Source organism: Paractinoplanes rishiriensis, assembly GCF_016862375.1.
GTDB classification, from domain to species: domain Bacteria; phylum Actinomycetota; class Actinomycetes; order Mycobacteriales; family Micromonosporaceae; genus Actinoplanes; species Actinoplanes rishiriensis.
Genome location: NZ_BOMV01000123.1, coordinates 1 through 23,339, shown reverse-complemented (window position 1 = coordinate 23,339; position 23,339 = coordinate 1). Strand labels below are relative to the sequence as shown.

At 68.6% G+C, this 23,339-nt stretch carries 19 protein-coding genes and 2 pseudogenes; 11 read left to right on the top strand and 10 right to left on the bottom strand.

Annotated elements, in window-relative coordinates:
- Positions 1 to 16: 16 nt before the first annotated feature.
- The 4 genes and pseudogenes from Ari01nite_RS51780 to Ari01nite_RS47905 all read right to left on the bottom strand — a co-directional run.
- A pseudogene (locus tag Ari01nite_RS51780) lies at positions 17 to 310 on the bottom strand (hypothetical protein); the annotation flags it as partial.
- Positions 307 to 1,797, bottom strand: a pseudogene (locus tag Ari01nite_RS47915) (NAD(P)-binding protein); the annotation flags it as partial. The pseudogenes Ari01nite_RS47915 and Ari01nite_RS51780, both read right to left, overlap by 4 nt.
- 148 nt (positions 1,798 to 1,945) lie before the next feature.
- On the bottom strand, positions 1,946 to 2,566 hold the full coding sequence (locus tag Ari01nite_RS47910) for a hypothetical protein (RefSeq protein ID WP_203791250.1): 621 nt from the start codon (positions 2,564 to 2,566) through the stop codon (positions 1,946 to 1,948).
- Between the two features lie 758 nt (positions 2,567 to 3,324).
- Positions 3,325 to 3,834, bottom strand: a complete 510-nt coding sequence (locus Ari01nite_RS47905) for a hypothetical protein (protein WP_203791249.1) — start codon at positions 3,832 to 3,834, stop codon at positions 3,325 to 3,327.
- A 204-nt stretch (positions 3,835 to 4,038) separates the two neighbouring features.
- Here Ari01nite_RS47905 and Ari01nite_RS47900 point away from each other — a divergent pair, with 204 nt between their 5' ends.
- The gene (locus tag Ari01nite_RS47900) at positions 4,039 to 4,614 is read left to right on the top strand and encodes a GyrI-like domain-containing protein (protein WP_203791247.1); all 576 of its coding nucleotides are present in this window, start codon (positions 4,039 to 4,041) and stop codon (positions 4,612 to 4,614) included.
- An 868-nt stretch (positions 4,615 to 5,482) separates the two neighbouring features.
- Positions 5,483 to 5,914 (top strand): hypothetical protein, encoded by a 432-nt coding sequence (locus Ari01nite_RS47895; protein ID WP_203791245.1) that lies wholly within the window; start codon positions 5,483 to 5,485, stop codon positions 5,912 to 5,914.
- On the opposite strand, the gene Ari01nite_RS47890 is transcribed toward Ari01nite_RS47895, so the two are convergent.
- Positions 5,904 to 7,022 (bottom strand): geranylgeranyl reductase family protein, encoded by a 1,119-nt coding sequence (locus Ari01nite_RS47890; protein ID WP_203791243.1) that lies wholly within the window; start codon positions 7,020 to 7,022, stop codon positions 5,904 to 5,906. The genes Ari01nite_RS47895 and Ari01nite_RS47890 overlap by 11 nt on opposite strands.
- A 410-nt stretch (positions 7,023 to 7,432) precedes the next feature.
- Between Ari01nite_RS47890 and Ari01nite_RS50705 the strand changes: the two genes are divergently transcribed.
- Together Ari01nite_RS50705 and Ari01nite_RS50700 are read left to right on the top strand one after the other, a co-directional pair.
- Positions 7,433 to 8,488 (top strand): lytic polysaccharide monooxygenase auxiliary activity family 9 protein, encoded by a 1,056-nt coding sequence (locus tag Ari01nite_RS50705; RefSeq protein ID WP_239163669.1) that lies wholly within the window; start codon positions 7,433 to 7,435, stop codon positions 8,486 to 8,488.
- Positions 8,489 to 8,497: 9 nt separating this feature from the next.
- Positions 8,498 to 9,484, top strand: a complete 987-nt coding sequence (locus Ari01nite_RS50700; RefSeq protein ID WP_239163668.1) for a non-reducing end alpha-L-arabinofuranosidase family hydrolase — start codon at positions 8,498 to 8,500, stop codon at positions 9,482 to 9,484.
- 13 nt (positions 9,485 to 9,497) lie between these two features.
- Here the strand turns inward: Ari01nite_RS50700 and Ari01nite_RS47880 are convergent, their stop codons facing one another.
- The 3 genes from Ari01nite_RS47880 to Ari01nite_RS47870 form a co-directional block, all read right to left on the bottom strand.
- The gene (locus Ari01nite_RS47880; protein ID WP_203791242.1) at positions 9,498 to 10,310 is read right to left on the bottom strand and encodes a hypothetical protein; all 813 of its coding nucleotides are present in this window, start codon (positions 10,308 to 10,310) and stop codon (positions 9,498 to 9,500) included.
- Positions 10,311 to 10,360: 50 nt separating this feature from the next.
- Positions 10,361 to 11,707, bottom strand: coding sequence for a TolB family protein (locus Ari01nite_RS47875; RefSeq protein WP_203791241.1), 1,347 nt, complete (start codon positions 11,705 to 11,707; stop codon positions 10,361 to 10,363).
- Between the two features lie 138 nt (positions 11,708 to 11,845).
- On the bottom strand, positions 11,846 to 12,415 hold the full coding sequence (locus tag Ari01nite_RS47870) for a hypothetical protein (RefSeq protein WP_203791240.1): 570 nt from the start codon (positions 12,413 to 12,415) through the stop codon (positions 11,846 to 11,848).
- 516 nt (positions 12,416 to 12,931) lie between these two features.
- Here Ari01nite_RS47870 and Ari01nite_RS47865 point away from each other — a divergent pair.
- From Ari01nite_RS47865 to Ari01nite_RS47855, 3 genes are all read left to right on the top strand, one after another.
- The gene (locus Ari01nite_RS47865; protein ID WP_203791239.1) at positions 12,932 to 14,044 is read left to right on the top strand and encodes an NAD(P)/FAD-dependent oxidoreductase; all 1,113 of its coding nucleotides are present in this window, start codon (positions 12,932 to 12,934) and stop codon (positions 14,042 to 14,044) included.
- A 532-nt stretch (positions 14,045 to 14,576) separates the two neighbouring features.
- Positions 14,577 to 14,831 (top strand): hypothetical protein, encoded by a 255-nt coding sequence (locus Ari01nite_RS47860; RefSeq protein WP_203791238.1) that lies wholly within the window; start codon positions 14,577 to 14,579, stop codon positions 14,829 to 14,831.
- Entirely contained in the window at positions 14,771 to 15,106 is a 336-nt protein-coding gene (locus Ari01nite_RS47855) for a hypothetical protein (protein ID WP_203791237.1), read from the top strand. Before Ari01nite_RS47860 ends, Ari01nite_RS47855 begins: the two co-directional genes overlap by 61 nt.
- A 160-nt stretch (positions 15,107 to 15,266) precedes the next feature.
- On the opposite strand, the gene Ari01nite_RS47850 is transcribed toward Ari01nite_RS47855, so the two are convergent.
- Positions 15,267 to 15,641, bottom strand: coding sequence for a hypothetical protein (locus Ari01nite_RS47850; protein ID WP_203791236.1), 375 nt, complete (start codon positions 15,639 to 15,641; stop codon positions 15,267 to 15,269).
- A 163-nt stretch (positions 15,642 to 15,804) separates the two neighbouring features.
- Between Ari01nite_RS47850 and Ari01nite_RS47845 the strand changes: the two genes are divergently transcribed.
- The 3 genes from Ari01nite_RS47845 (at position 15,805) to Ari01nite_RS47835 (ending at position 21,031) form a co-directional block, all read left to right on the top strand.
- Positions 15,805 to 18,393 carry a hybrid sensor histidine kinase/response regulator gene (locus Ari01nite_RS47845; RefSeq protein WP_239163667.1) on the top strand — a complete coding sequence of 863 codons (2,589 nt, stop codon included), beginning with the start codon at positions 15,805 to 15,807 and terminating at the stop codon, positions 18,391 to 18,393.
- 185 nt (positions 18,394 to 18,578) lie between these two features.
- Positions 18,579 to 18,917, top strand: coding sequence for a transposase (locus Ari01nite_RS47840; RefSeq protein WP_203791235.1), 339 nt, complete (start codon positions 18,579 to 18,581; stop codon positions 18,915 to 18,917).
- Positions 18,918 to 18,982: 65 nt separating this feature from the next.
- Entirely contained in the window at positions 18,983 to 21,031 is a 2,049-nt protein-coding gene (locus Ari01nite_RS47835; RefSeq protein WP_203791233.1) for a diguanylate cyclase domain-containing protein, read from the top strand.
- A 247-nt stretch (positions 21,032 to 21,278) separates the two neighbouring features.
- Here Ari01nite_RS47835 and Ari01nite_RS47830 read toward each other — a convergent pair whose 3' ends face one another.
- The gene (locus Ari01nite_RS47830; RefSeq protein ID WP_239163671.1) at positions 21,279 to 22,430 is read right to left on the bottom strand and encodes an ABC transporter substrate-binding protein; all 1,152 of its coding nucleotides are present in this window, start codon (positions 22,428 to 22,430) and stop codon (positions 21,279 to 21,281) included.
- Positions 22,431 to 23,038: 608 nt separating this feature from the next.
- Between Ari01nite_RS47830 and Ari01nite_RS47825 the strand changes: the two genes are divergently transcribed.
- Positions 23,039 to 23,339 (top strand): hypothetical protein (locus Ari01nite_RS47825; protein WP_203791223.1); only part of this gene is annotated, 301 nt, incomplete at its 3' end.

Genomic DNA, 23,339 nt, shown 5'->3' with positions numbered 1-23,339 from the left:
GAGTCAGCTCACCGGCGATCTTGTACATGTTAGGGATCATCAGCAGCAGGCCCTGGGAGGCCGTGAAGGTTGTGGTGAGCGCGCCGCTCTGCAGCGAACCGTGCAGGGCGCCGGCGGCACCGCCTTCGCTCTGCATCTCGACCACCGTCGGCACCGAGCCCCAGACGTTCGGGCGTCCGGCGGCCGACCATTCGTCGGCCAGCTCGGCCATCGCCGACGACGGTGTAATCGGATAGATGCAACACACTTCGTTCAACCGGTACGCCACCGAGGCGGCGGCCTCGTTGCCGTCGACCGTCGCGCGGCTCATGGTCTGACCTCCGGAATCATCGAGATGGCGTGTACCGGGCACTGGTCGAAGCAGGTGGCGCAGCCGGTGCACCGGTCGTAGCCGAACCGGTAGCGGCGGCCGGGCCCCAGCTTGATCACCGCGTCCTCGGGGCAGGCCCCGAAGCAACCGTCGCACTCGAAGCAGGTGCCGCAGGACAGGCACCGGGCCGCCTCGTAGGTCGCCGCTCCGGCATCGAGCCCGTCCACGACCTCGGCGAAGTCGGCGGTGCGCACGGCGGGTTCGCGTTCGCGCTGGATGCGCCGTCCGGCATCGCCGAAATACCACGGGTGCAGGTCGCCGTACCCGGCGACCGGGGGAGCGCCCGGCTCGGACGCGGATTGGCCTCGCAGGTAGGCGTCGATGTGCCGGGCGGCGGAGCGGCCATGCCCGACGCTCACGGTGACGGTCCGTTCGGCCGGCACCATGTCGCCGCCGGCGAAGACGCCCGGACAACCCGTCATCATCTCCGGTGAAACCACCACGGTCCCGTCGGCGGTGAACTCGATGCCGGGTATGTCCTGCAGGAACGCGGTGTCGGCGCGCTGACCGAGAGCCAGCACCACCGTGTCCGCGGCCAGCTTCTCGAACCGGCCGGTCGGGACCGGCCGGCCGGCCTGGTCCAGCGCCATGATCTCGACGGTCAGCTCGGGGCCGTCGAACGCCTGGATGCTACGCAGCCAATTGATCTTCACGCCCTCACGTTCCGCCTCGTCCGCCTCGTCGGCGTGCGCGGGCATCTGCGCCCGGGTCCGCCGGTACACGATCAGGGCCTCCTCGGCGCCCAGCCGGCGGGCGACGCGGGCCACGTCCATCGCGGTGTTGCCGCCGCCGTAGACGGCCACCCGGCGCCCGATCGCCGGCCGCTCGCCGGCGGCCACGCGGTGCAGCAGGCCGACCGCGTCAACGATCCGGCCCGCCTCGCGCGCCGGGATGTCGACCCGCTTGGACAGGTGCGCGCCGACCGCCACGAAAACGGCGTCGAACCGGCCTTCGCGGCGCTCGGTCCGCAGGTCACGCACCGGGTGACCGGTGACGATGTGCACGCCCAGCGCCGCGATCCGGGCTATCTCGGCGGCCAGTACGTCCCGCGGCAGCCGATAGGCCGGAATGCCGTACCGCATCATGCCGCCGGGCTCCGCCTCCGCGTCGTGGATGACCACCTGGTGCCCGAGACGAGCCAGGTGGTAGGCGGCCGACAGGCCGCTCGGGCCGGCGCCGACCACCAGGACCCGCCGACCACTCGGCGCGGGCGGCGGATCGAACTGCCAGCCGCGATCGAGCGCGAGATCGCCGAGGAAGCGTTCAACGCCGTGGATCGACACGGCGCCGTCCAGGTCGGCCCGGTTGCACGAGCTTTCGCAGGGGTGGTAACACACCCGGCCGTGCACGGCCGGCATCGGATTCGCGGCCACCAGGCTGCGCCAGGCCCGCTCGTGCTCGCCGGACCGGGCCAGGGCCAGCCATGCCTGGAGCTTCTCCGCACCGCGGCGAGTTCATGCAACGTCCGGGCCGGGCCCGGGGTGCAGGGTCCAATGCCCCCAGTCGCCGGGCCAATCGGCCGGTGTAGTCGCCGTCAGATGCCGCTCTGGAGCAGCCAGAAATGGTCGGCGGGACTCATGCCTGCCTCACCATGATCGCGGTGGCCGGCAGCAGCCACAGCACGAAGAAGGGATAGAGAGCGAGACTTAGCCAGCCGTTGGCGGCCAGCGGCCCGCTCTCGACGACGGTGGCCATCCAGAGCAGCGTTTGAGCTCCGGCCGAGACGGCCGCAAGCCAGCCGAGCCAGGGCGGGAAGGCGCGATGTCGAAGGGAAACCACGGCGACGGCCAGGAGCATGACGACCAGCGGCAGGTTGGCGACGGTGAACACCGCGTTCATCGTGTTGATCGACATGACCGGTACCGCCTCGGCGGCATCGCGGGCCGTTCCTACCTGGAACGCCTGGGCGAGCATATTCAGTGCCACCCAGGCTGTGCCGGCACCGAAGGCCACCCCGGAGACGCGGCCGAAGCCACCTTCGGCTCGGGAGAGGTGCATCCGAAGCGAGCCGAGGAACCACAGGCCGGCGGCCCCGCCGGCCAGGAAGAGCATGCTCTGGGTGAGCAGAGCCGTGCGGTTGGCGGCGTAATCGGCCGGGGTTACCGGCGTCCGCTCGAATACCGACGCTGCGGCGGCCAGCGCCACCATGGCGAACCCGCTTGCCGCGCCGGCGCGTGCCCACGTCTTCTCGTCCATGATCGATTCTCTTGCCGCAGTAGGAACCGGACTTTCACACTTACGCCGGAACGGCGGTCATCGACAGGGCCGACCGGCCCCTGGGACCATCGGCGGTCCGGCCGGGCTATCCGGCCCTGGCTCGCGCCGGGGCGGGCATGGTGCCATGGGCGCAGGAGCGCCGGCTGGGCTGCCGGCGCCCGGTTCATTCCCGGTAGGCCTTGGCCGGCGGCCGGGCCCGGTTCGAGTTCCCGCCGACCGAGCAGGCCGGGTTGGGGAGGCGACGACATGGACGAGCGCGAGAGGGTCAGGATCGAGCGTGAAGCCCGCGACCGGGCAGCCGGCGATCGGCGGCGTCAGGACGGAGTGAACCGGTACCTCGACGTCCTTCTCTCCTTGGCTGTGCGAAACGGTCCGGGGCCTGTGGAATCGGTTCAACAGCGGCCCGCAGCCGATGTGGAGGAGCGATGAAATCGGGTGGCGGCAGGCCGCCACGTGATCCAGTTGATCCGGAACCCGCAGTTCACGAAATGGTTTGTGAAGCCGAAACACCGGACGAGATGCTTTTCGTGTGTACCGATTCGGCATGTGGCAGGAAGGTCGTGCTGGGAAAGTCCGTCCCCGGTCTGACAGCCGTCGTCCGGGGTGATTTCTCGGCCCGGCACATCGGCTCCCACGGCGGTCCGGCGTTCGGTGACGTAACAATCGCGTGATTTGAACGACGTCGGCCCGTCCGACAGTCGGGCAAGTCGGACGGGCCGACGTTGAACAATTAGTTCCTACTCGGGATCTTCAACCTTGATGATCGGGCCTTCGACGTAGCCCATCATGTCGTATCCGGGCTTGCCGAGATCCGCGTTCAGGAACGCCGTGACGATGATTTTGTAGACGCCGGACCGCTCGGGATCGCCCAGGTTCTCCTCGGGCAGTGTCCCGGCCGGAACGGTGATCGTCGCCGCGTATTCCTTGTCATGCGTGAACGGCGGAGCACCGACGGGCTCGTACGTCTTGCCGATGATGACCTTGGGGCCAGGCCCTTCCGATTCTGCGTAGGCCGTGACGACCCAGTTTTTCGTTCGGGAAGCGAGTGCGGTCAGCCACAGCGGCGTGAGGTTTCCGAAGATGTGCCACTGCACCTTGATCTGGAACGGCTCCTTGCCGTTCACGATCAAGTTGCCTTCGCCGATGCGGGGCTCCTCGACAATGGCGCCGATGCCTTTGAAGGCACCCTCAATGGACGGCGCTGTAGGTCCGGTGGATGGGATGTTCGGATCAAAGCGGCTGGTCATGGGAGATCCTCCCTTCCGAGGAGATCGGATTGCGTGGTGACGCACCTGCCCGACTGACTTCATCGTGTCCACGGAACTGAACGGCCACACAGGGACTTAGGTCCCTGCCGGGGCGCTGCCATATCCAAATAGCGTCAAGAGCACTTCCTGTTGCCAGCATGGTCAGCGGCTCGGCCGACCCTCTCGGGACCTTCGGTCCTGCCGGTGGACGCGTTTCGCGGTGCATTGTCAGCGAAGGATTGCGCCGTGCATCGGAGGATGGCCATGGACCAGACCAGAGCTGTACCGGCCCCCGTGCCCGTCACCTCGGACGCCGAGGTGATCGTGGTCGAACGAACCTATGTCGCAGGGCTGCGGGCCAGTGTGCCCGTCACCGAGGTGCGGGATTGGACGCGCCAGGCGCTGCCCGTCGTGGCGGCCACGCTCCGTGACGCGGGAGTGCGCCCGAGCGGACCACCGATGTCCGAGCTGCGGCCACGTAGTGATGGAGCGCTCCAGGTCACGGTCGGCTATCCGGTGTCCAGACCTCCTGTCGGCCTCGCTCTCACGCACGCCGTGCTGCCTGCCGGAATCGCCGTCCGGGCCGTGCACATCGGACCGCACGAGTCAATTCAGTCCACCTATGACCGGCTCGTGGAATGGCTCACCGGTCATCACCGGCCGGCCGGACCGGCCCTCTGGGAGCAATACATCATCGGTCCCGATGTCGCCCGTACGGCGGCCGCCTGCAAAACCGCGATCCTCTGTCCCCAGGACGGCCAGCCGGCCGAGGCTCGGTGACTTTGTGCATGTGCAGTAACGCGTCCGCTCGTTCCTCAGTCGAGCGAGGTGGCCGGGTGGCCGTCGTCGGTCAGGCCGTATCGGCGAATTCTGCTGTCTCCGGCCCGGCAGTGCAGCCAGGCTAGGGCTTGCAGGGCGCCGGCACCGTCGTGGTCGCCGGCCCGGTGGCGTAGCTGGGCGAGGTCCCGGAGCGCAGCGGTATCGCGGTGGTGGGCTGCCTTCCGAGCGGCCGCGAGTGCCTCGTGGTGGTTTCCGGCGTGCTCGCTGAACCGGGCCGGACGGTCAGGTGTTCCAATACTCGGGCCACAGAGTGGCGAGGATCAGCACCGGTCGCCGGTCCGGATGATGCAGCAGGGTACGCAGCCGGCCGCAATCCGTTCGCCGAGCCTCGCATCGGTCGGCGACAGGTAGAGCTGAGCCTCGTTGAGCCACACGACGGTGTCCGGTCCCACCTGCTCGATCTCGGCCGCAGCCGCCTCGGGACGGGTCGGATCGTGCGTGCCACACCCGCCACCGGCCCGATTGCCGGGCCTCGAGCCGCTGGACAAGCTCCCAACAGGCACGGGTCTTGCCCGTCGAGGAGCCGCCGACCAGGGTGACCATCCGGCTCGTCCCGGCCGCCACTCCCACGGCGAGTTCGTCGAGCCGGGCGTCGTGAGCCCGGGGCAGGTACGGCGGCAGCTCGGGCAGAACCGCATGCTGGCCGGGCAACGTGATGACGCGGTGGACCTCCAATTCGAGTGGATCGCATCCCTGGACCGGTCTGCCCGGGCGTGGCGGCGCTGCGGGCGCAGCGCCGTACGGGCAGCGACCCACAGGTCCCGAACCTTCTCGGCCAGGGCGAAAACGTCGGTCTGCCCGGCCACGCGTGGCGTCGATCGCCCCGGAGCCGATGTTGCTGGCGAAGCCGCCGGTGATCACCGGGAACCACACGGCCCTGAGGCCGGTCCAGGCCACCGTGGAGGTCCCGGCGAGCGGGTTGCCGGTCAGCCGTGACCGGGCGGTCCCCGGTGACCGCGTCGAGTACCTGGTCGACCTCGGCGGTCACCTGGTCGGGATCGATCACCGAGGTGCCGTCCGGCGCGACCGTGAAGGCGTGCGGCACCTTGTGCTGCAGGCCGTGGACCCGGCGCCCGGACGCGCCGTGCACGCCGCCGCGCGTGGCGGTGGATCCGATGTCCAGCGCGAGTACCAGCGGTCCAGCGCCGCGTCGAGAGCGACGTCGTCGTCGTTCCGGGTCATCGCGGTCCTCGTCGTCGGCGGGTCTCTCCCGACCCTAGTCCTCCACGTCATCGTCTGATTCCGGCGGTGATGTGTGCGAGCGTGCGGAGGTCGAGCACCCCGTCGCCGAGGCCGAGTTGCACCATCCGGTCGAACACCTTGGCGTCCCGGGCGGCCGCGCTCACCCCGGCCTCCACCACCGCCGGGCGGCGGGCCAGCCAGGCGGCGAGACCCGAGTGCCGCAGGTGCCGGCCGAGCCGCCGGTGCAGGGCGTCGCGGTAGCGTTCGGCGACCCGCTGTGGCCCACCGGCGGCCGCGGTGCCGGCGAGTGCACCGGAGAGCACGGCGTAGAAGATGCCCTCGCCGGTGAACGGGTTGATCAGCGAGAGCGCGTCGCCGGCGAGCAGCGTGCGCCCCCGGGCCGGCGGCGGGCGCCGGGTGGACAACGGCAGGTGGTGCCCGCGCACGCTGGTCGGCTCGCCCCCGGGCAGGAGGGCCCTGAGCCGGTCCAGGAGGTACGCCCGGGAGAGCCGCTCGCCGGTCAGCACCTCGCCGTAGCCGATGTTGGCGGTGCCGTCGCCGATCGGGAACTCCCAGGCGTACGCCGGCCAGCGCCGCTCGGTGGTGATGATGATCTGCTCGGTGCGGTTCGCGGACGGCGCGTAGCCGCGGATCGCCACGGCCAGGTGCCCGGGCGGGTTGCCGGGGTGGCCCAGGGTGCGCCGTACGACCGAGCCGGCGCCGTCCGCCCCGATCAGGACCGCCGCCTCGAACCGGCCGTCGATGGTCACCGGCCCGGCGCCGTCGTCGTGGACCGTTCGCACCGTGTGCCGGCGCAGGTCGGCTCCGGCCGCGACGGCCGCCCGCACGAGCCGTTCGTCGAAGATCCGCCGCGGCACGGTGTATGCCGGGCGGGGGAGTGGCCGGGCGACCACCGAGCCGCCCGGGCCGACCAGCCGGAGCCGGCCGACCGGCGGATAGCCGTCGGTGACGCCGGTGACGCCGAGCGATTCCAGCACCCCGATCGCCTCGGCCGCGATGCCGTCACCGCACGGCTTGTCCCGCGGGAAGTCCGCCCGGTCGAGCAACAGCACCCGGGCGCCGGCCCGGCATGCGGCGATCGCGGCCGCGGACCCGGCCGGGCCCGCGCCCACGACCGCGACGTCGAACCGGCCGGCCGGGCGCACGCGGGCGGGATCAGAGCAGCGCGTACTCGACCATCGAGGCCGCCGAGGCGGCGGCCTGCCAGGCCAGCAGCGTGGCCGCAGCGGCGGCGGTGACGATGACGAGTCGTTTGACGGTTCGCATTTTCGGTCCTCCCGTGAGTCAGCGGCGTCGGCACGCCGCGTGACCGTTCATCCTTGCCGACCCTCCGAGCCGGGGAAATGGCCCGTCCGGCCACATTGGACCGCCCCGCCGAAATGCGGAAACTTTCCACCAGACTTTCGTACCGGTCTCCACGTCGTTGATGCTGGTGGAGTGGGGTTGAGGCCGCTGAGGGCACGGTAACTTATTGACGAGAATCGATGCCAGCGGTCGCCTCCCGGCGAAACAGAACCATGCATCCTTGGAAACTTTCAAGCCGGATGGAGCCACCGTGACCTCCTTCAGCTTCCTCGGCCGGCCGTGGGTCCGGCGGCCGCTGACCATCACGGCGCTCGCCGCGATGGTCCTGGTCTCGTTCCTGATCGCTGCCCGTCCCGCGTCCGCGCACGGTTCGGCGATCGACCCGCCGTCGCGCCACTACGGCTGCTCCAATCGCTGGGACACCACCTGGGACAACCCGGTCATGGCCAAGCTGGATCCGATGTGCTGGCAGGCCTGGCACGCGAACCCGGCCGCCATGTGGACGTGGAACGGCCTGATCCAGGACAACGTCCGCGACGATCACCGAGCCCGCGTCCCGGACGGATCACTGTGCGGTGGCGGCGACAGCACCTACGCCGCGCTGGACGTCCCCGGTTACTGGCGGGCCCGGGACGTGAACAACACGTTCACCTGGACCATGCACGACCAGGCCCGGCATGGCGCCGCGTACATCCATCTCTATGTCACGCGGCAGGGCTTCGACCCGACCAAGCAGAAGCTGACCTGGAACGACCTGGAACTCGTCAAGGACACCGGTCCGTTCCCGGATTCGGGGTGGCCGACCCGGCCGGGCGACCCGATCCTCAACGGCGTCGACTACTCCTTCCAAATCAGCGCCCCGGGCCGCACCGGCCGGCACATCGTCTACGCCGTGTGGCGGGCCGGGCACGCCGATCAGAACTACTACATGTGCTCCGACGTCCGCTTCCCCGGCGGGAACCCGGACCCGCCGGCGGACCCGCCGCCGCCCCCGCTGCCGGCCGACTCCGGCTGCCACGCCACCTACCAGCGGGTCCAGCAGGAAACCGGACGGTTCCAGGGTGAGATCACGGTGACCGCCGGCGCCACCGCGATCACCGGCTGGACGGTCACCATGCAGTTCCCGAACGGCCAGGTGGTCGATTCGGCGTGGGACGCGACCGTGGCCGCGGCCGGCCCGAACTGGGCGGCCAGCAACGTCGGCTACAACGGCACGGTGGCCGCCGGCGCCAGCCGCGTGTTCCGGTTCCTGGGCAACTGGCTGATCACCAACGATCCGCCCAAGCTCAGCTGCAAAGCGGCCTGAGGAGACACCGTGCGACTTACCAGTTCCCTACTTGCGGCCGCGTTGACCGTTGCTGCGGGCACGGCGGCCGTCGCCGCATCCTCGTCGGCAGCATGTGATCTTCCCTCGACCTACCGGTGGACGTCGACCGGACCGCTGGTCAACCCGAAATCGGGGTGGGTCGGACTGAAGGACTTCACCAATGTCGTCCACAACGGCCGGCATCTGGTGTACGGGTCGACAACCGACACGTCTCAATCGTACGGCTCAATGAATTTTGGTCTTTTCACTGACTGGTCCCAGATGGCCTCGGCCAGCCAGAACGGCATGTCCTCGTGGGCGGTCGCGCCGACGCTGTTGTATTTCGCGCCGAAGAACATCTGGGTGCTGGCGGGACAGTGGGGTGCGACGCCTTTCTTCTACAAGACGTCGAATGATCCCACCAACGCGAATGGCTGGTCCGGAAACCAGCCGCTGTTCACCGGGAGCATTCCCGGCTCGTCCCCGCTCGACCAGACGCTCATCGCGGACAGCACGACCATGTACATGTTCTTCGCCGGGGACAACGGCAAGATCTACCGGTCGAGCATGCCGATCGGGAACTTCCCGGGCAGCTTCGGTGCGAACTACACGACAATCATGAGCGACACGACGGCCAATCTGTTCGAGGGCGTCGAGGTCTACAAGGTCAAGGACCAGAACCTGTACCTGATGATTGTCGAGGCGATGGGCGCGAACGGGCGGTTCTTCCGCTCGTTCACGGCCACCAGCCTCGGCGGGTCGTGGACGCCGCAGGCCGCCACCGAGAGCAATCCCTTCGCGGGCCGGGCCAACACCGGCGTCACCTGGACCAACGACGTCAGCCACGGCGACCTGGTGCGCCACAACCCGGATCAGACCAAGACCGTCGACCCGTGCAACCTGCAGATGCTCTACCAGGGCCGGGACCCGAGGTCCGACGGCACGCCCTACAACCTGCTGCCGTGGCGACCGGCGCTCCTGACCCTGCAACGCTGACGGAACAACCCGGTCACCCGGCCAGGGCGGGTGACCGGGCGGTTCGCCAGAGGGCGTACAGGGTCAGGGCGGCCGCCACCACCAGCGGTGCTCCGTCGCGGATCAGGCCGTCCGCGCCCAGCAGGATGCCGCATAGCGGGAGGTCGAAGGCCACGACCACCAGCGTGACGGAGGCGAGCGTGAGGCGGGCGGTCTGGCTGCCCCGGCCGACGAAGAACGCGCAGAGCAGGGCGACGTAGCTGACCGCGATGCCGGCCAGGATCCAGAAGAGCACGGCCAGCGTCCACTCCAGCTGATGCCGCAGGGTGCCGGCCGCGGTCAGGGCCGGGACCAGCATCAGCGGGCTGTAGCTGAACGACGCCAGCCGGGCGGTCAGCACCCACGGGTCGCCGGGCGGGGCCTCGCGGAGCTTCAGGCCGTCGCGCGTCAGGGTCAGGCGGCGCGGCTGGTGGATCAGGTGGGCGTCGACGGCCGGGTGACGGTGGAGCAGGACCACCACGGTCAGGCACAGCAGGGCCAGCACGCCGAATCCGATCAGGCCGGGCAGCGGCGGGCGGCCGGTGGCGGGGACGATCAGGCGCCCGACGGCGAAGAGCGTGGTCATGGTCAGGATCAGGCTCAGCGGCTTGGCGGTGGCCCGGGCCCGGCGGACCTGGAAGATCAAAACCAACCAGGCAAGCGTACGGGCAAAGGCCCATCCCGTGCGGACCGCGAGCCCGGTGCCGTGGTCCGGCGCGTACCAGAAATTGAGGACCTCGACCACGACGGTGGCCGCGGCCGTGGCGATCAGCAGGGCGGTGAGGACCCGGACCGGGCGGGGAGTCATGGTGACGCCATACCCGGGCCCGACCCCCGGCACGCCGGGTGCGGGATGACTCAGCCGCAGCCGGTGTCGCTGACGAAGACGTCGGTGGTGGCGTTGGTGTCGGCCGGGACCAGGTTGGCCGCGTCGGACGGGAAGGCGGTCTCGCTGCCGTCGGGGCGCAGTGCCACCGGGTTGGTGCCGCCGTTGCGGCCGTCGCCGTCGGAGTCGCCGTCCGGGTCGCCGCCGGTGGTGTGGTCGGCGGTCAGGCGGGCGGTGGTGCCGGAGTCGCGGTCGCGGACGAAGAGGTCGGACCGGCCGTTGGTGTCGGCGGGCACCAGCGTGGTCGCATCGGACACGAAGACCACGCACCGGCCACCGTCGCTGACCCGCGGGGCCCAGCTGTCGCCGTCGGCCTGCGTGCCGTCGCCAGCGAGGCTGACCAGCTCGACCTCGCCGGTGATGCGGTCCCGGACGAAGATGTCCCGGGCGTTGTTCGCGTCGCCGGGGACCACGTCGTTCCGGGCGGTATCGAACGTCACGTAGCGGCCGTCGCGGCTCAGAGTCGCGGTGTGCAGTCCGGCGATGCTGGCCGGATCGCCGGCGCTGCTCAGCGTCTCCCGGGTGGTGGTGCCGGTCTGCAGGTCGCGGACGTACAGGCCGATCACCTGAGCGCCGTCCGGCAGCAGGTCGGTGGCGGAGGAGGTGAACGCCACGTACCGGCCGTCGGCGCTGATGCCGCGGTCGTAGCTGGGCCAGTGCCCGTTCAGGCCGTCCTGCGCGACGCTGACCAGCGTGGTGGTGCCGGTCAGCCGATCACGCACGAACGCGTCCGCGCCCCGGGTGTGGTTCTTGTCGCGGCCCGGCAGCAGGTTGCCGGCCCGGGACGTGAACGTCACGAACCGGCCGTCCGCGCTGAGGTCCGAGCCCCAGCTGATGCCGCCCGTCGCCTCCGCGCCGCCGCTGGTCAGGTTGATCCGCTCGATCGCGCCGGTGGCCAGCTCCAGGAGGAACACGTCGGAGGTGTTGTTGGTGTCGCCGGGCACCAGGTCGGGCGCCCAGGACGTGAACGACAAGTACCGCCCGTCCGCGCTGATCGCCGCGCCGTAGAGGCCGTCCTGCGGGTGGCCGGTGGCGAGGCTGGTCACCGGCCGGACGGTGGTGCCGAGCAGCCGGTCGTGGACGAAGACGTCCGTGGTGCCGTTGACGTCGCCGGGCACCAGATTGGCTGCCTCCGACTCGAACGCCACGTAGCGGCCGTCCGCGCTGACCGACGGCCAGCCGCTGATCCCGTCACCCTCCGCGCCGGCTCCGGTCACGCTGATCCGCTCGGCCGCCGGCCCGGCCGGGGCCGCGCCTGCCGCCTGCGGCGAGGTGACCAGCAGCAGCCCGCACACGATCGCCAGTCCACCAGATCTCACGAGGGCCCCCATTGGTCAGCGTCGATCGACTCTGTACACAGTAGAGGGTTGCGCACCCTGCGTGAACTGTCGGCTACCTGACGTGAGGGTTCGGCTCGGGATGAGGCCGGGCCGGTGGCTCACATATCGTTACGCTTCTCAGGCGCAGACTGCCGGGTTGGCGGGTCGTCTGATGGCTTTTATCGAGCCGCCGGACGCCGAGTTGTACAGGAACCACTTGCCGGTGCCGCGGGTATTCGTCGCGCAGATCCGGTAGCTGCGGGCGTATGGGGCATATGACAACCGGGTGCCGACGGCAAGCTGGATTGCCGGTGTCGAGCCGCCGAGATCGAGCTGGGGCATGATGCCACGGCTGTTGTCGCCGTTGATCGCCCTGGTCGGGTAGTGGCCGATGACGGTGTAGTAATGCTCGACCGCTGCGATGGCTCCGCGCACGTCGGACTTCGTCGCCTTGTTGGCCGCGTGGGCCGGATCGGCGATGGTGTGGCGGCCGTCCTCGGTCGTCGCGGTGACCGGCCCGGCGGTCGCGGTGTTCACGGACGCCCAGGAGCCGCGGGGAGGCCACACCGCGCAGACCCCGACAACGGCAGTGACAAGAACCGAGCCGGCCAGTCCGATGAGCCCCGCCCGGCGCCACCGGTCGGAAATGGCCGCTTGCCGTCCCGGCCGCACCGGCGTGGTCGTGAAGTCGACGGGAGAATCACTCATGAGGAACCTTCAGGGCTGCTCGCAGGTTGTCATTCCCGCCATCGGGTCGGGAACAGCGCCTCGACAGTTAACCCCGAAGGTATCCGGGACGTCGGCCACTTCGGAAAAGACGCTGCGGGTATTCCGCATCACAAGCTGTGCCGATTCCGCGTCGAACCGCGGTCCCGTCGCCCTGCGGGCGGGTACAGCTGCTGAGCGGTGTCCTGGAGAGCGAACTTCTCCTCCATCTGCTTCTCGGTGTACGGCCAGTCTTGACCGGATCGCCGGTCGATCTGTGAGACATCGAGCATGAGAAGCTCCCTCTCCAGCAAGGATGGGCTCGGCGAACGGTCGGGCCACCACCTCACTTCACCGCGCTCTGATTTCGATCCTCATCTATGGTCGTTACGAGCGGATTACTGCTCAGCCGAATTGGCGCCGGCCATCGGTGAACTCTGTGGTGAGAATGTAGAGGTCATGGGTCGGTAGCGTGCAGTCCGTCGCCGTGGCGGGGCGACGGCCCTACTGTCACAGGCTGTGCGGGAAGTAGACGTTGTGGTGGTGGGTGCTGGCCTCGCTGGCCTGCAGACTGGACGTCTGCTCGCACAGCGGGGCCTGGGCGTGCTGGTGGTCGAGCGGCGCCGGTCGTTGTCGGCGGGTCTTCGCACGACCGGGATCTTCGTACGGCGCACGCTCGACGACTTCGACGTGCCGGAGCATCTGCTCGGGCCGGGCGTGCGGGATGTGCTGTTGTACCCGCCGTCGCGACGCGCGCCGATCCGGCTCACCAGCGACCGCGACGAGTATCGGGTGGCCGACATGGCGGGCGTCTATCGGCATGCCCGTTGCGCGGCGGAGCGGGCGGGCGCCGAGGTCCGCCTGGGCGTGCGGTACGCCGGCGTCGGCAACGGCGTGGTCCGTCTCGAGGGGACCGATCCGGTGGCGGCGCGGTTCATCGTCGGTGCCGATGGTGCGCGCTCCCGGGTGGCCCGTGACCTGGGCCTCGACCAGAATCGCCGGTTCCTGGTCGGAGCCGAGATCGTTCACCCGATTGCATCAGGCGCCTCGGAGCCGGCGTTTCACTGTGTGCTGGACCCGCGCGTCGCTCCGGGATACCTCGGCTGGGTCGTCGACGACGGCCACAGCGCGCACGTCGGGGTCGCCGGATACCCGCACGCGATGCGCACCGGAGTGCGACATCTGCTGGACAGGTTCGTCGCGGACGCACCCGGTCAGGCGGCGGCCACCGGCCCCATCGAAAGGCGCGGCGGCCCCATCCCGGTCGGCGGCGTGCTGCGCCGGCTGGCCAGCCCGACCAGCAGTCCGGCCGGACTGCTGGTCGGCGATGCGGCGGGCGCGGTTTCACCGCTGACCGCTGGTGGGCTCGACCCCTGCCTGCGCATGTCCGAATTCGCCGCGGCGATCATCGTCGAATATTTGTGCGACGGCGACCAGCACGCGTTGCGCCGCTACGACGGGAGGACACTGCGAGCCGGGTTCCGCGGCCGGCTGTTGCTGCGGCGTGTGTTGGCCGGCGTTCGTTCGGTGGCCGCGGCCGAGGCTGCCGTGGCCGCGCTGCGCAGTCCTACCGGTCGCCGGGCGGCGGCTCGAATCCTGTTCGGCGACGGTTCCTTCCCGGACGTGCGCTGATCAACAGGCGCACCGGCACCAAGGTCGCTCTGCCTCACGGGCTGGACCCGGTCGGGCTGCTTTCTGCGGCACATCGCATCGGCCGCCCGACACGAATACAGCACCCCTCGTGCCGCGGGTAGGCCGTAACGCCGTGTCACCGCTCACAACAGTCGGATGCCGATGTGAGTGCGCCGAGAAGCGTCGAACTCGATCCTGAAGGTGCGGTTTTCGAGAAATTCATCTGTGCCACCCGGCCCTCGAAACAGGTTTCCGGACCCCATGGCAGCGGCCGAGGGCTTGATCTGGTGTCGCCGGTTCGCGCGACGGCGGGACGCCGATCTGCAAACGTTCGGCGGCCGTCAGGTCGATTGATGGACCCCGATTGCGGTACACCGTTGCGTTGGAGGGGAGAGGCGCTCGGGTCAAGGCACATTTGATGTGTATGCCCGGCGTGTGCTCGACGCTGCGCCTGCAAACTCGGTGCATGTTTTGAAGGGCTTGTAGGACGGGAGCTGGGCCACCACCGGACAACTCCTGGCTCGCCTGGGCCATGCATCTGGCCCACACGATCGCTGAGAGACGCGGCTGGGAGCGCCTGCTGCCCGGTGACCTGCACCCGGTCAAGACCGGCTTCCGGATCTCGCCGAGCAACCCGTACAACGGCATCGTCGAGGACCACGCCGACGAGCTCTACACCACCCTCGCGCAGCGGCTCGCCCCGCTCGGCCTGGCTACCTGCACATCATGGAAGGCCCGAACCGCGAGCTCACCCACCGGCTGCGCGCCCTATGGCCGGCCACTCTGATCCTCAACCCGTTCACGTACCCGGAAGCCGCCGGCCCGGACGCCCTGAACCTGATCGAGGACGGCACCGCCGACCTGGTCGCCTACGGCCAGCCGCTGATCCCGTCACCCTCCGCGCCGGCACCGGTCACGCTGATCCGCTCGGCCGCCGGCCCGGCCGGGGCCGCGCCTGCCGCCTGCGGCGAGGTGACCAGCAGCAGCCCGCACACGATCGCCAGTCCACCAGATCTCACGAGGGCCCCATTGGTCAGCGTCGATCGACTCTGTACGCAGTAGAGGGTTGCGCACCCTCCGTGAAATGTCAGGCACCTGACGTGATGGCCGGGTTGAGGGGTGCTCGGGGAGGCGAGGGCCGGCTCGGGCGTCAGGCGGTTGCGCTGCTCGCGCCCGATCGGTCTCCGCGTTCGCGGACGAGCCACCAGGATGGTGGCATAACTTAGAGTGGAATGCCCTTATTGCCGGGATGGTCGGGCTGACGGGACGAGGTTCCCATGGCGTTGATTCTGGTCACGTCACTGTTCGCATTACTGCTTTCCTGGGTGTCATGGCGGTACCTGCGACACCCCGATGAACTGTTGCGTGCCGTCATGTGGATGTTCGCGTCGGTGGCAATGCTGTTCGTCGTCGGTCTGGTGCGCCTGTTCGTGGGCACGCCTCGCGTAGTGATGATTTTCGCGATCGCTCTGTTGCTGGCCAAACCACTGTTCACGCTGAGGATGGTGGGAAGGCTGCGGCCGCTGCGCCGTTGGTGGCTGCCGGCGGCGCTGGCCGGGTGGGCGGTGACCGCGGTGCCGGTGCTGGCGTCGGCCACCCGCTCCATGCCGCGACCGGCTGTGTGGCCGGCCGTGATCGTGTTCTTCGCTGTCGAAGGTCTCGCGGCCTGGCTGCTGGGCGTCGAGGCACGGCGCCGGGGTGGAGCGGCCCGGGCCCGGCTGTGGTGCGGCGCCGCCGGCACCGCCGTATTCGGCGCCGCGTTGCTGCTCTCCGCCGGCGGACGTGCGGTCGAAGCGCGAGTCTTGGCCCTCGTCTCCGGTCTGTTATATTTGGTGGCATTCGTACCACCGCGCTGGCTGCGCCGGACGTGGGCGCAGAGTGCCACCCACGCGGTGATCCGTCGGTTGCTGGCCGTGCCAGCGAACGAGTCGACCCGCACCTGGCTGACGTATTGCCAGGACGCCACGGCGGTGCTGGGCGCGGACGTCGTCGTTGTGCTGATGCCGACCGTTGATCATCAGGTGCAGGTCTTCACCTGCGGCGGCTCGCCTCTGGATCGGCTCGAATGCACGCCATCGGAGCTCACCGAACTGCTCGGCGCCCGCGACACCATCGACGCGCTCGCGGGATGGACCCATCCACCCGCGCTGGCGGTCACGCTCGCGCGGGTCACCGACACCCGGTACCTGACCGTGACACCGGTATCGAGCTCCGACAGCCCTGGTGTGCTCGTCCTGCTCAACCGCTACCGCAGCCTGTTCGCCGAAGACGACGTCGCTGCCTTCACCGAACTGGCCGGACACGCCGCGGCGTTGGCCAGCCGGGCACACACCCTCGCTGAACGGGAAAGTCTTGCGGTGATCGTCGATTCCTCCCACGACGCGATCATCAGCAAGACCCTCGACGGAACGATCACCAGCTGGAACACCGGCGCCGTCGAGCTCTACGGCTATCCCCCTGAGGAGGTGCTCGGCCGGCATGCCGGAATGCTGTTCCCGCCCGGGCAGGAGACCAGCGAAGCACAGTTCATGGACCGCATCGCCGGTGGTGAGCGTATCGATCAGCAGCGGGTGCTCCGGCGCCGCAAGGACGGCACCGTGATCACCGTGTCGCTGACCCTGTCACCGATCACCGACGCCGTCGGCCAGATCGCCGGCGTAGCGTCGGTCTCCCGCGACATCAGCGAACGCCAGCGTGCGGAAGCCATGTTCGAAGGACTGCTGCAAGCAGCACCCGACGCGATCATCGGGGTCAACCAGACCGGCGCCATCGTGCTGATCAACGCACAAGCCGAACGGTTGTTCGGCTACCAGCGTGAGGAACTGCTGGGCCAGCCCGTCGACCTCCTCGTGCCGGAGCGGCTGCGCGCCGGACATCCGCACCAGCGCGACGGCTACTTCGCTCATCCCCGTAACCGGCCGATGGGTGCCGGCGCGGCGCTGGCCGCTGTCCGTAAAGACGGCACCGAGTTCCCTGCCGAGATCAGCCTCTCCTCGGTCAACACCGACCAGGGCACGATCGTGACCACCGCCATCCGCGACGTCACCGACCGCCTCATCGCCCAGGCCGAACGCGAACGCCTGATCGGCCAGGCCGAACGCGATGCCAGCGAACGCCGCTTGCAACATACCCGCCGGCTGGAAAGCCTCGGCCAGCTCGCCGGCGGCGTCGCCCACGACTTCAACAACATCCTCGCGGTGATCAGCAACTACGCCGCGATGATCGCCGAAACGCTCGAGTCGGCGGACCCCGACCCCCGAGAACTGTCCGATGCCCGCACCGACATCGGTCAGATCAGCCGCGCCGCCGAACGCGCCGCCCGGCTGACCAAGCAGCTGCTCGCCTTCGGCCGCCGCGACATCACCCAGGCCGAGGTCCTCAACATCAACCACGTCATCGGCGACATCGAACAGATGCTGCGCAGCACCCTCGGCGAACACATCCATCTGGTTACCACCCCGCACCGCGATCTGTGGCCGGTCTACGCCGACGCCAGCCAGATCGAACAGATCCTGGTCAACCTCGCCGTCAACGCCCGCGACGCGATGCCCGGCGGCGGAACCCTGTCCATCGACACCACCAACGCCGAACTCGGCGACGACGACCTCACCAGCTCGCCCCTGTCCGTCGGCCGCTACGTGCGCCTCCGGGTCAGCGACACCGGCAGCGGCATGCCCCCGGAGGTCATCGAACGTGCCTTCGAACCGTTTTTCACCACCAAACCCAAAGGCTCCGGCACCGGCCTCGGCCTGGCCACCGTCTACGGCATCGCCACCGCCGCCGGCGGCGACGTGCGCCTGTATTCGGAGAACGGCATCGGTACCACCGTCACCATCATCATGCCCGCGATCGACGCCCCCACCACTCAGGGTGCAGCCGACGACGGTCCGGCCGCCGCCCCGATCGCCGAGAGCTCAGCGAACGAGACCATCCTGATGGTCGAAGACGAGGACGACCTGCGCCTGATCACCAACCGCATCCTCACCCGCGCCGGCTACCAGGTTCTGGCCGCCAGCGGCGGCGACGAAGCCATCCGGCTCGCCCAAACCCACCCCGGCCCGATCGACCTCCTGCTCACCGACGTGATTATGCCCAGAATGACCGGCAACGAGGTCGCCGTCCGTGTCCGCGCCATCCGTCCCGACCTGCCGGTGCTGTACATGTCCGGCTACGCCGAACCGGTCCTCACGGAGAACGGCACCCTGCCCGATGGCGTCACCATCGTCGAGAAACCCTTCACCAGCCAGGAACTCCTCGGCCGCATCCGCAGCTTCCTCCGGCAACCCACCCCAGATCCCCAGCACACCGGGCCGCCACCCAAATCGCGCACGCACCACCACATCAGCTGACATCCAGATGAGCGCGCAGCATGCATGTGCGCGGGCTCAAAAGGGGGACCTGACCGGACCCAGCCCGGTAGACCGGGGCAAACCCGGCTCCAAGATCCACGCGATCGGCGAACACGCCGGGCTCCCGATACAGGTGAACGTGTCCGCCGCCAACGACCGCCGGATGCTCGAGGACATGGTCGACGGTGTCCAGCCAGTCGCCAACCCGCCGGCCGCCCGCGGAAACGACCGGTCAAGTCGCAGGGGACAAGGGGCTACGACTACCCCGAACGCCGCGACCTGCTGCACGAACGCAACATCACTCCGCGCATCGCCGCAAGGGCATCGAGTCGTCGCAGCGGCTCGGCCGGCACCGCTACGTCATCGAACGCTGCCTGGAATGGACCACCCGGTTCCGGCGTCTGGCCCGCCGCTACGAGCGCAAGGCTTCCCACTTCCTCGGATACCTGCGCCTGGCATGCGCCGTGATCTGCTACCGCCGCGCCGACCGGCTCAACCTGTTGACCTACAACGACCCCAACTGACACACGGTCTAAGCTGGGCCGACCCACCGTCGATAGGACTCGTGTCAAATCACGGAGGTGGGGTAATGCGGCGCTTTCTGCTTTTTTGCGTCGTCAGTGCAATGGCGCTGCTCGCCGCCGGTATCTCGAGTGGGCTCGTCGGGCACACCGGCAAACTGGCGAACCTCGGCAATGAACTGTCGCACGACGCGACCCAGCAGTCGCTGAGGATTAGCTCGTACTTCCAGCGGGCAAGCTCGGGCATCCTCCTGACGGCACACAATCAGGCTTTCCGCGACTTCTACGCCCAGCCCGGCGACCGGCGGGCGCGGGTGAGGCAGGGTGGACCGACCCTGGACGCGGTGAATGACGCACTTATCTACCTTGAACAGATATACCCCAACCGCATCGGCAAGGCGGGCTTCATCGACTCCTCCGGCGCCGAGTACGCCCGTACCGTTCGCGGCGAACGCGCCCCGATCGACAGCCTGTCCCCGGACGAGTCCAAGAACCCGTTTTTCGCGCCGTCGTTCGCGCTGGGCGCCGGTGAGGTATATCAGTCCAAGCCGTACCGGTCCCAGGCCACCGGCGAATGGGTCATCGCCAATGCAGCCTTCGTACCGATGACGGACGGATTCACTGCGGCCATCGTGGCCTTCGAGGTGACCTTCGAGAGCTTCCGTCGCGAGGCGAGCGCCAACCCCGGCCGGACCGTGCTGGTCGTGGATGCCGACACCGGCGCCGTCGTGATCAACTCGACGCGTTCACAGCAGGGCGGGTCCGCGCTCGGCGACCCCGATGACAAACGCTTCCGAGACCTGGTCGGGGGCTGGAGGGCCAACGGCCGGCTGAACCTTGGTGGCCACCTTGCCGCATACGAACGGATCGCCGCCTCACCGGGCAATGCCAACCGCTGGTACGTCGTGTCGGTGACTAACCAGCCAGTCGGCCGGATGGTCGGTGTAGGGATAGTGCCGATTGTCGCGGTGCTTGCCGCGCTGATCTTGATCGGGTACGCCGTCATCATGCTGCACCGCGCTCAGAATGCGCTGACGCGCGTGGCCAACACCGACGCCATGACTGGGCTCAGCAACCGGCGGCAGCTGATGACAGACCTCGACTGCCAGCTCCCGCGGGCGACCATCGACAATTCGTTGCTGCTGATTCTGTGCGACCTCAACGGGTTCAAGGCGTATAATGATACGTTCGGCCACCCAGCCGGCGATGCCCTGCTGACCCGCCTCGGCGCCTCGCTCAACCGAAGCATCGTCGGGCACGGCCGGGCATACCGCATCGGCGGCGACGAGTTCTGCATCCTGGCCTCTCCCGGCCCGAACGGCGCTGACGAGATCATCAACATCGCCACGCAGGCGCTCAGTGAGCAGGGGGACGGCTTCTCCATCACCGCCTCGCATGGCGCGATCCTTCTCCCGTCGGACGCGGCCTCCTCCGACGACGCAATGCGCCTGGTCGACATCCGCATGTACGAGAATAAGAACCACGGGCGGGTTGCCGCCGACACGCAGACCATCAACGCATTGCTGCGGGCCATGCAGGAACACGACGCCGGGTCAGCCGAACGCAGCGAGCTGACCGCCGACCTGACTAGCAAGGTGTGCCAGCAGCTTGGCGTATCGCCGGCAAACGAGGCTCGGATCCGACAGGCGGCACAACTGCACGACGTGGGCAAGGTCGGGGTACCGAACGACCTCCTCAGCAAGCCAGGGCCTCTCACGCCGACGGAATGGGCGTTCGTCAAGCAGTGTCCGTCGATCGGCGAACGGATCGTTTCGTCGGCGCGGGCGCTGACCCCACTGGCTCCCTTGGTCCGTTCGGCGCGGGAGCGTTACGACGGAACCGGCTATCCCGACCGACTAGCCGGCGAAGACATCCCGCTCGGCGCCCGGATCATCGCTGCATGCGCCGCTCTGACCGCGATGACGGCGGATCGGCCGCATGCGCAACAGCGTGATCTTGCGGCCGCCCTGGCGGAACTCGGCCGCTGCGCGGGCACACAGTTCGACCCACGGGTGGTCTCAGCCCTCTGCGAAACTGCGATGGACGACGCAGCGTTTGGCAAGGCGGCTCAGCGGATGGCCGGCCGCGACCAGCTCGAGCCGACTAGTCTCCACTGAGCCCTTCCGCCCAAAGTCGCGGTAGCAGTGTAAGCGATCGACGGCTGAGTCATGCGGTGGTCGTGCTCGACCTGCGGCAGGACGGCTGCGGCGGCCAGCGGAGGCGCTCGAGGCAGCCTCGATGGCGTCATCTTCCACAGCGATCACGGACCCATACAGCACGGTCCGCCGCCATTCCCGGCTCGGACAGCGTGTATGTGAGAGGACACCTTCGCTCACTGATTGTCCGCTTGAGCCTACGACCAGATCAGCCAGTCACAGCTACCTTGCCATCGACGATGGTGCCGATGGATGTGGCGAAGATGCCAACTCCCGTGTCGTCGTAGGTGAAGTCGCCCAACAAGCCCTCGAACCTGGTGGCCCGAATCGCATCAGCGAGCGCCTTGCCCTTCGCCACCTTGCTGGTTTTCAATGCGGTGAACAGGATCTGTGCGGCGTCGTGGGCCTTGGCTCCGTGCAGTTCGGCAACCTCGTTGTAGGCCGCCTTGTATGCCGCGGCGAACTTGCGGGAGGCGTCAGTCGTGTCGTTGCTCAAGTAGGGCGAGCTGACGGTCGCCCCCTCGGCGGCCGGTCCCGCGGTCTCCAGGAACAGCGGTGTCGCCAGCGGAGCGGTACCCGCGAACGGCATCATGACGCCCATCTCGCGCGCTTGCCTGACGATGAGGGAGCACTGCACTTCCTCGGCGCCGACGAAAATCAGCGCCGGTTTCTTCTGCTGGATCGCGGTCAGCGCCGCACGGAAGTCCTTCTGTCCAGTGGTGACGACCTGGTCCGCGACCGGAGTGACGCCGCGGCGGGACAGCGCGGCGGTGAACGCGTCATGCTCCCCCTTGCCGAATGACCCGCTATTGGTGATCAAAGCGATGTTCTTGATCCCCTTCCGGTCCACCAGGTACGCGGCCAGGGTTTCGTCAAAGGTGATGCTCGTCGGACCATCCAAGAACAAAAATGGACTTTTGACGGCAACCTGGCCCGGTGACTGCCCCGAGCTGATATTGGGGATCTGCGCGTCCCGCAGCGTCGGCGCCATCGCGACGCTGACCGAGCTGTTCGCCGAGCCGATGACGGCGAGGTAACCCTCGCTTGCGACCCTGCGGGCGATCTCAGTGCCAGACGTCGGATCACCCTGATCGTCAAAGACATCCATCTGGATCTTGCGCCCGTGGATGCCACCCGCCGCGTTCCACTCCTCCACCACGAGCTTGGCGCCCTTGAGGGCCCATTCACCGAGAGAGCTGAACTGACCAGTCTGGGCGTTTACCATCGCGATCTTGATAGGACCGTTATCCCCTGCGGACGAGGAACCTTGATCGCCCGCAATCGAACACCCGGTCAAGGCCAGCACGGCGACAACGGCAATGGCTGCCGCGCCGGAACGCCGTGGCAAAAAACTGAACATCACGACTTCACCTCCGACGCACGCGATTGGGTCACTTGGCGGGCGGCCGCGGATCACGCCTCCGCGGCTTTTGTCCCCGTTACTCCCCGCCGATGACAATCTCTCCTGACCCGGGATAATTGTGCAACGACTCAGACTTCCGGGACTCACAAATCGTCAAACCGGCGGCCAACACCGCAATAGCGGGCCGAAGGGCGGACGCCAACTCCCGGGAGCTACTCGGCGTCCTATCGGTACTTGACGCATCCCACGACTCCGGCAGGAACAACCGCCACCCCGAAGGGCACGACGCGGTTCCGCCCCCATCTGTTGGCCGCCGACGATGCAGTCGATCGCCTGATTCGCCGCCGAGGTCACCGGGAAGAGCCAGACCTGGCCAGGCGCGACCCCGGCGCGGAAGGCCGGGTCGCGATCGGGGAGCCGGAGCGCGCCCCTTTGCCAACGCCGACGAAGGCGGCCGCGATCACCCTCTTCGCGGTGGGCGGGCTACTGCTGAGTCAATTCTCGGTGCCCGTCCGGAAACCGGTGAGCGTCGATGACCGGGTGGTACGGCGTGGTGGGCTGACTGGGTAAGGCCTTGAGATAAGAGCGCAGGTAATCACACCATCATGCTCGACTTCAAGGCCCTGCACCTGCTCGCCGGTTGCGGCGCATCCACCACCCCGACCGTGTCCGAGGATCATCTGCCCAGTCGACGGACCCTGCCCGCCGACTTCACACCCTGGAAACCATCTACGACTACCACGCCCGCTGGAATGCTGACGGCACCGTCAACCACGTGCACAACACCCTGCGAACAGGCCCGCGTCGCTGCCGGCCGCAACCTCGAGCCCATCGCGGCGATCATCTGGGGGTCACCGCGATCCGTGCCGCACCTTGCCGGTGAGGAGAGCGTCGATCTGCTCCGGG

Coding starts and splice junctions, on each gene's coding strand:
- Ari01nite_RS47910 (WP_203791250.1), bottom strand. CDS start 2,566: ATGGACGAGAAGACGTGGGCACGCGCCGGCGCGGCAAGCGGGTTCGCC.
- Ari01nite_RS47905 (WP_203791249.1), bottom strand. CDS start 3,834: ATGACCAGCCGCTTTGATCCGAACATCCCATCCACCGGACCTACAGCG.
- Ari01nite_RS47880 (WP_203791242.1), bottom strand. CDS start 10,310: ATGACTCCCCGCCCGGTCCGGGTCCTCACCGCCCTGCTGATCGCCACG.
- Ari01nite_RS47870 (WP_203791240.1), bottom strand. CDS start 12,415: ATGAGTGATTCTCCCGTCGACTTCACGACCACGCCGGTGCGGCCGGGA.
- Ari01nite_RS47860 (WP_203791238.1), top strand. CDS start 14,577: ATGCATCTGGCCCACACGATCGCTGAGAGACGCGGCTGGGAGCGCCTG.
- Ari01nite_RS47855 (WP_203791237.1), top strand. CDS start 14,771: ATGGAAGGCCCGAACCGCGAGCTCACCCACCGGCTGCGCGCCCTATGG.
- Ari01nite_RS47835 (WP_203791233.1), top strand. CDS start 18,983: ATGCGGCGCTTTCTGCTTTTTTGCGTCGTCAGTGCAATGGCGCTGCTC.
- Ari01nite_RS47830 (WP_239163671.1), bottom strand. CDS start 22,430: ATGTTCAGTTTTTTGCCACGGCGTTCCGGCGCGGCAGCCATTGCCGTT.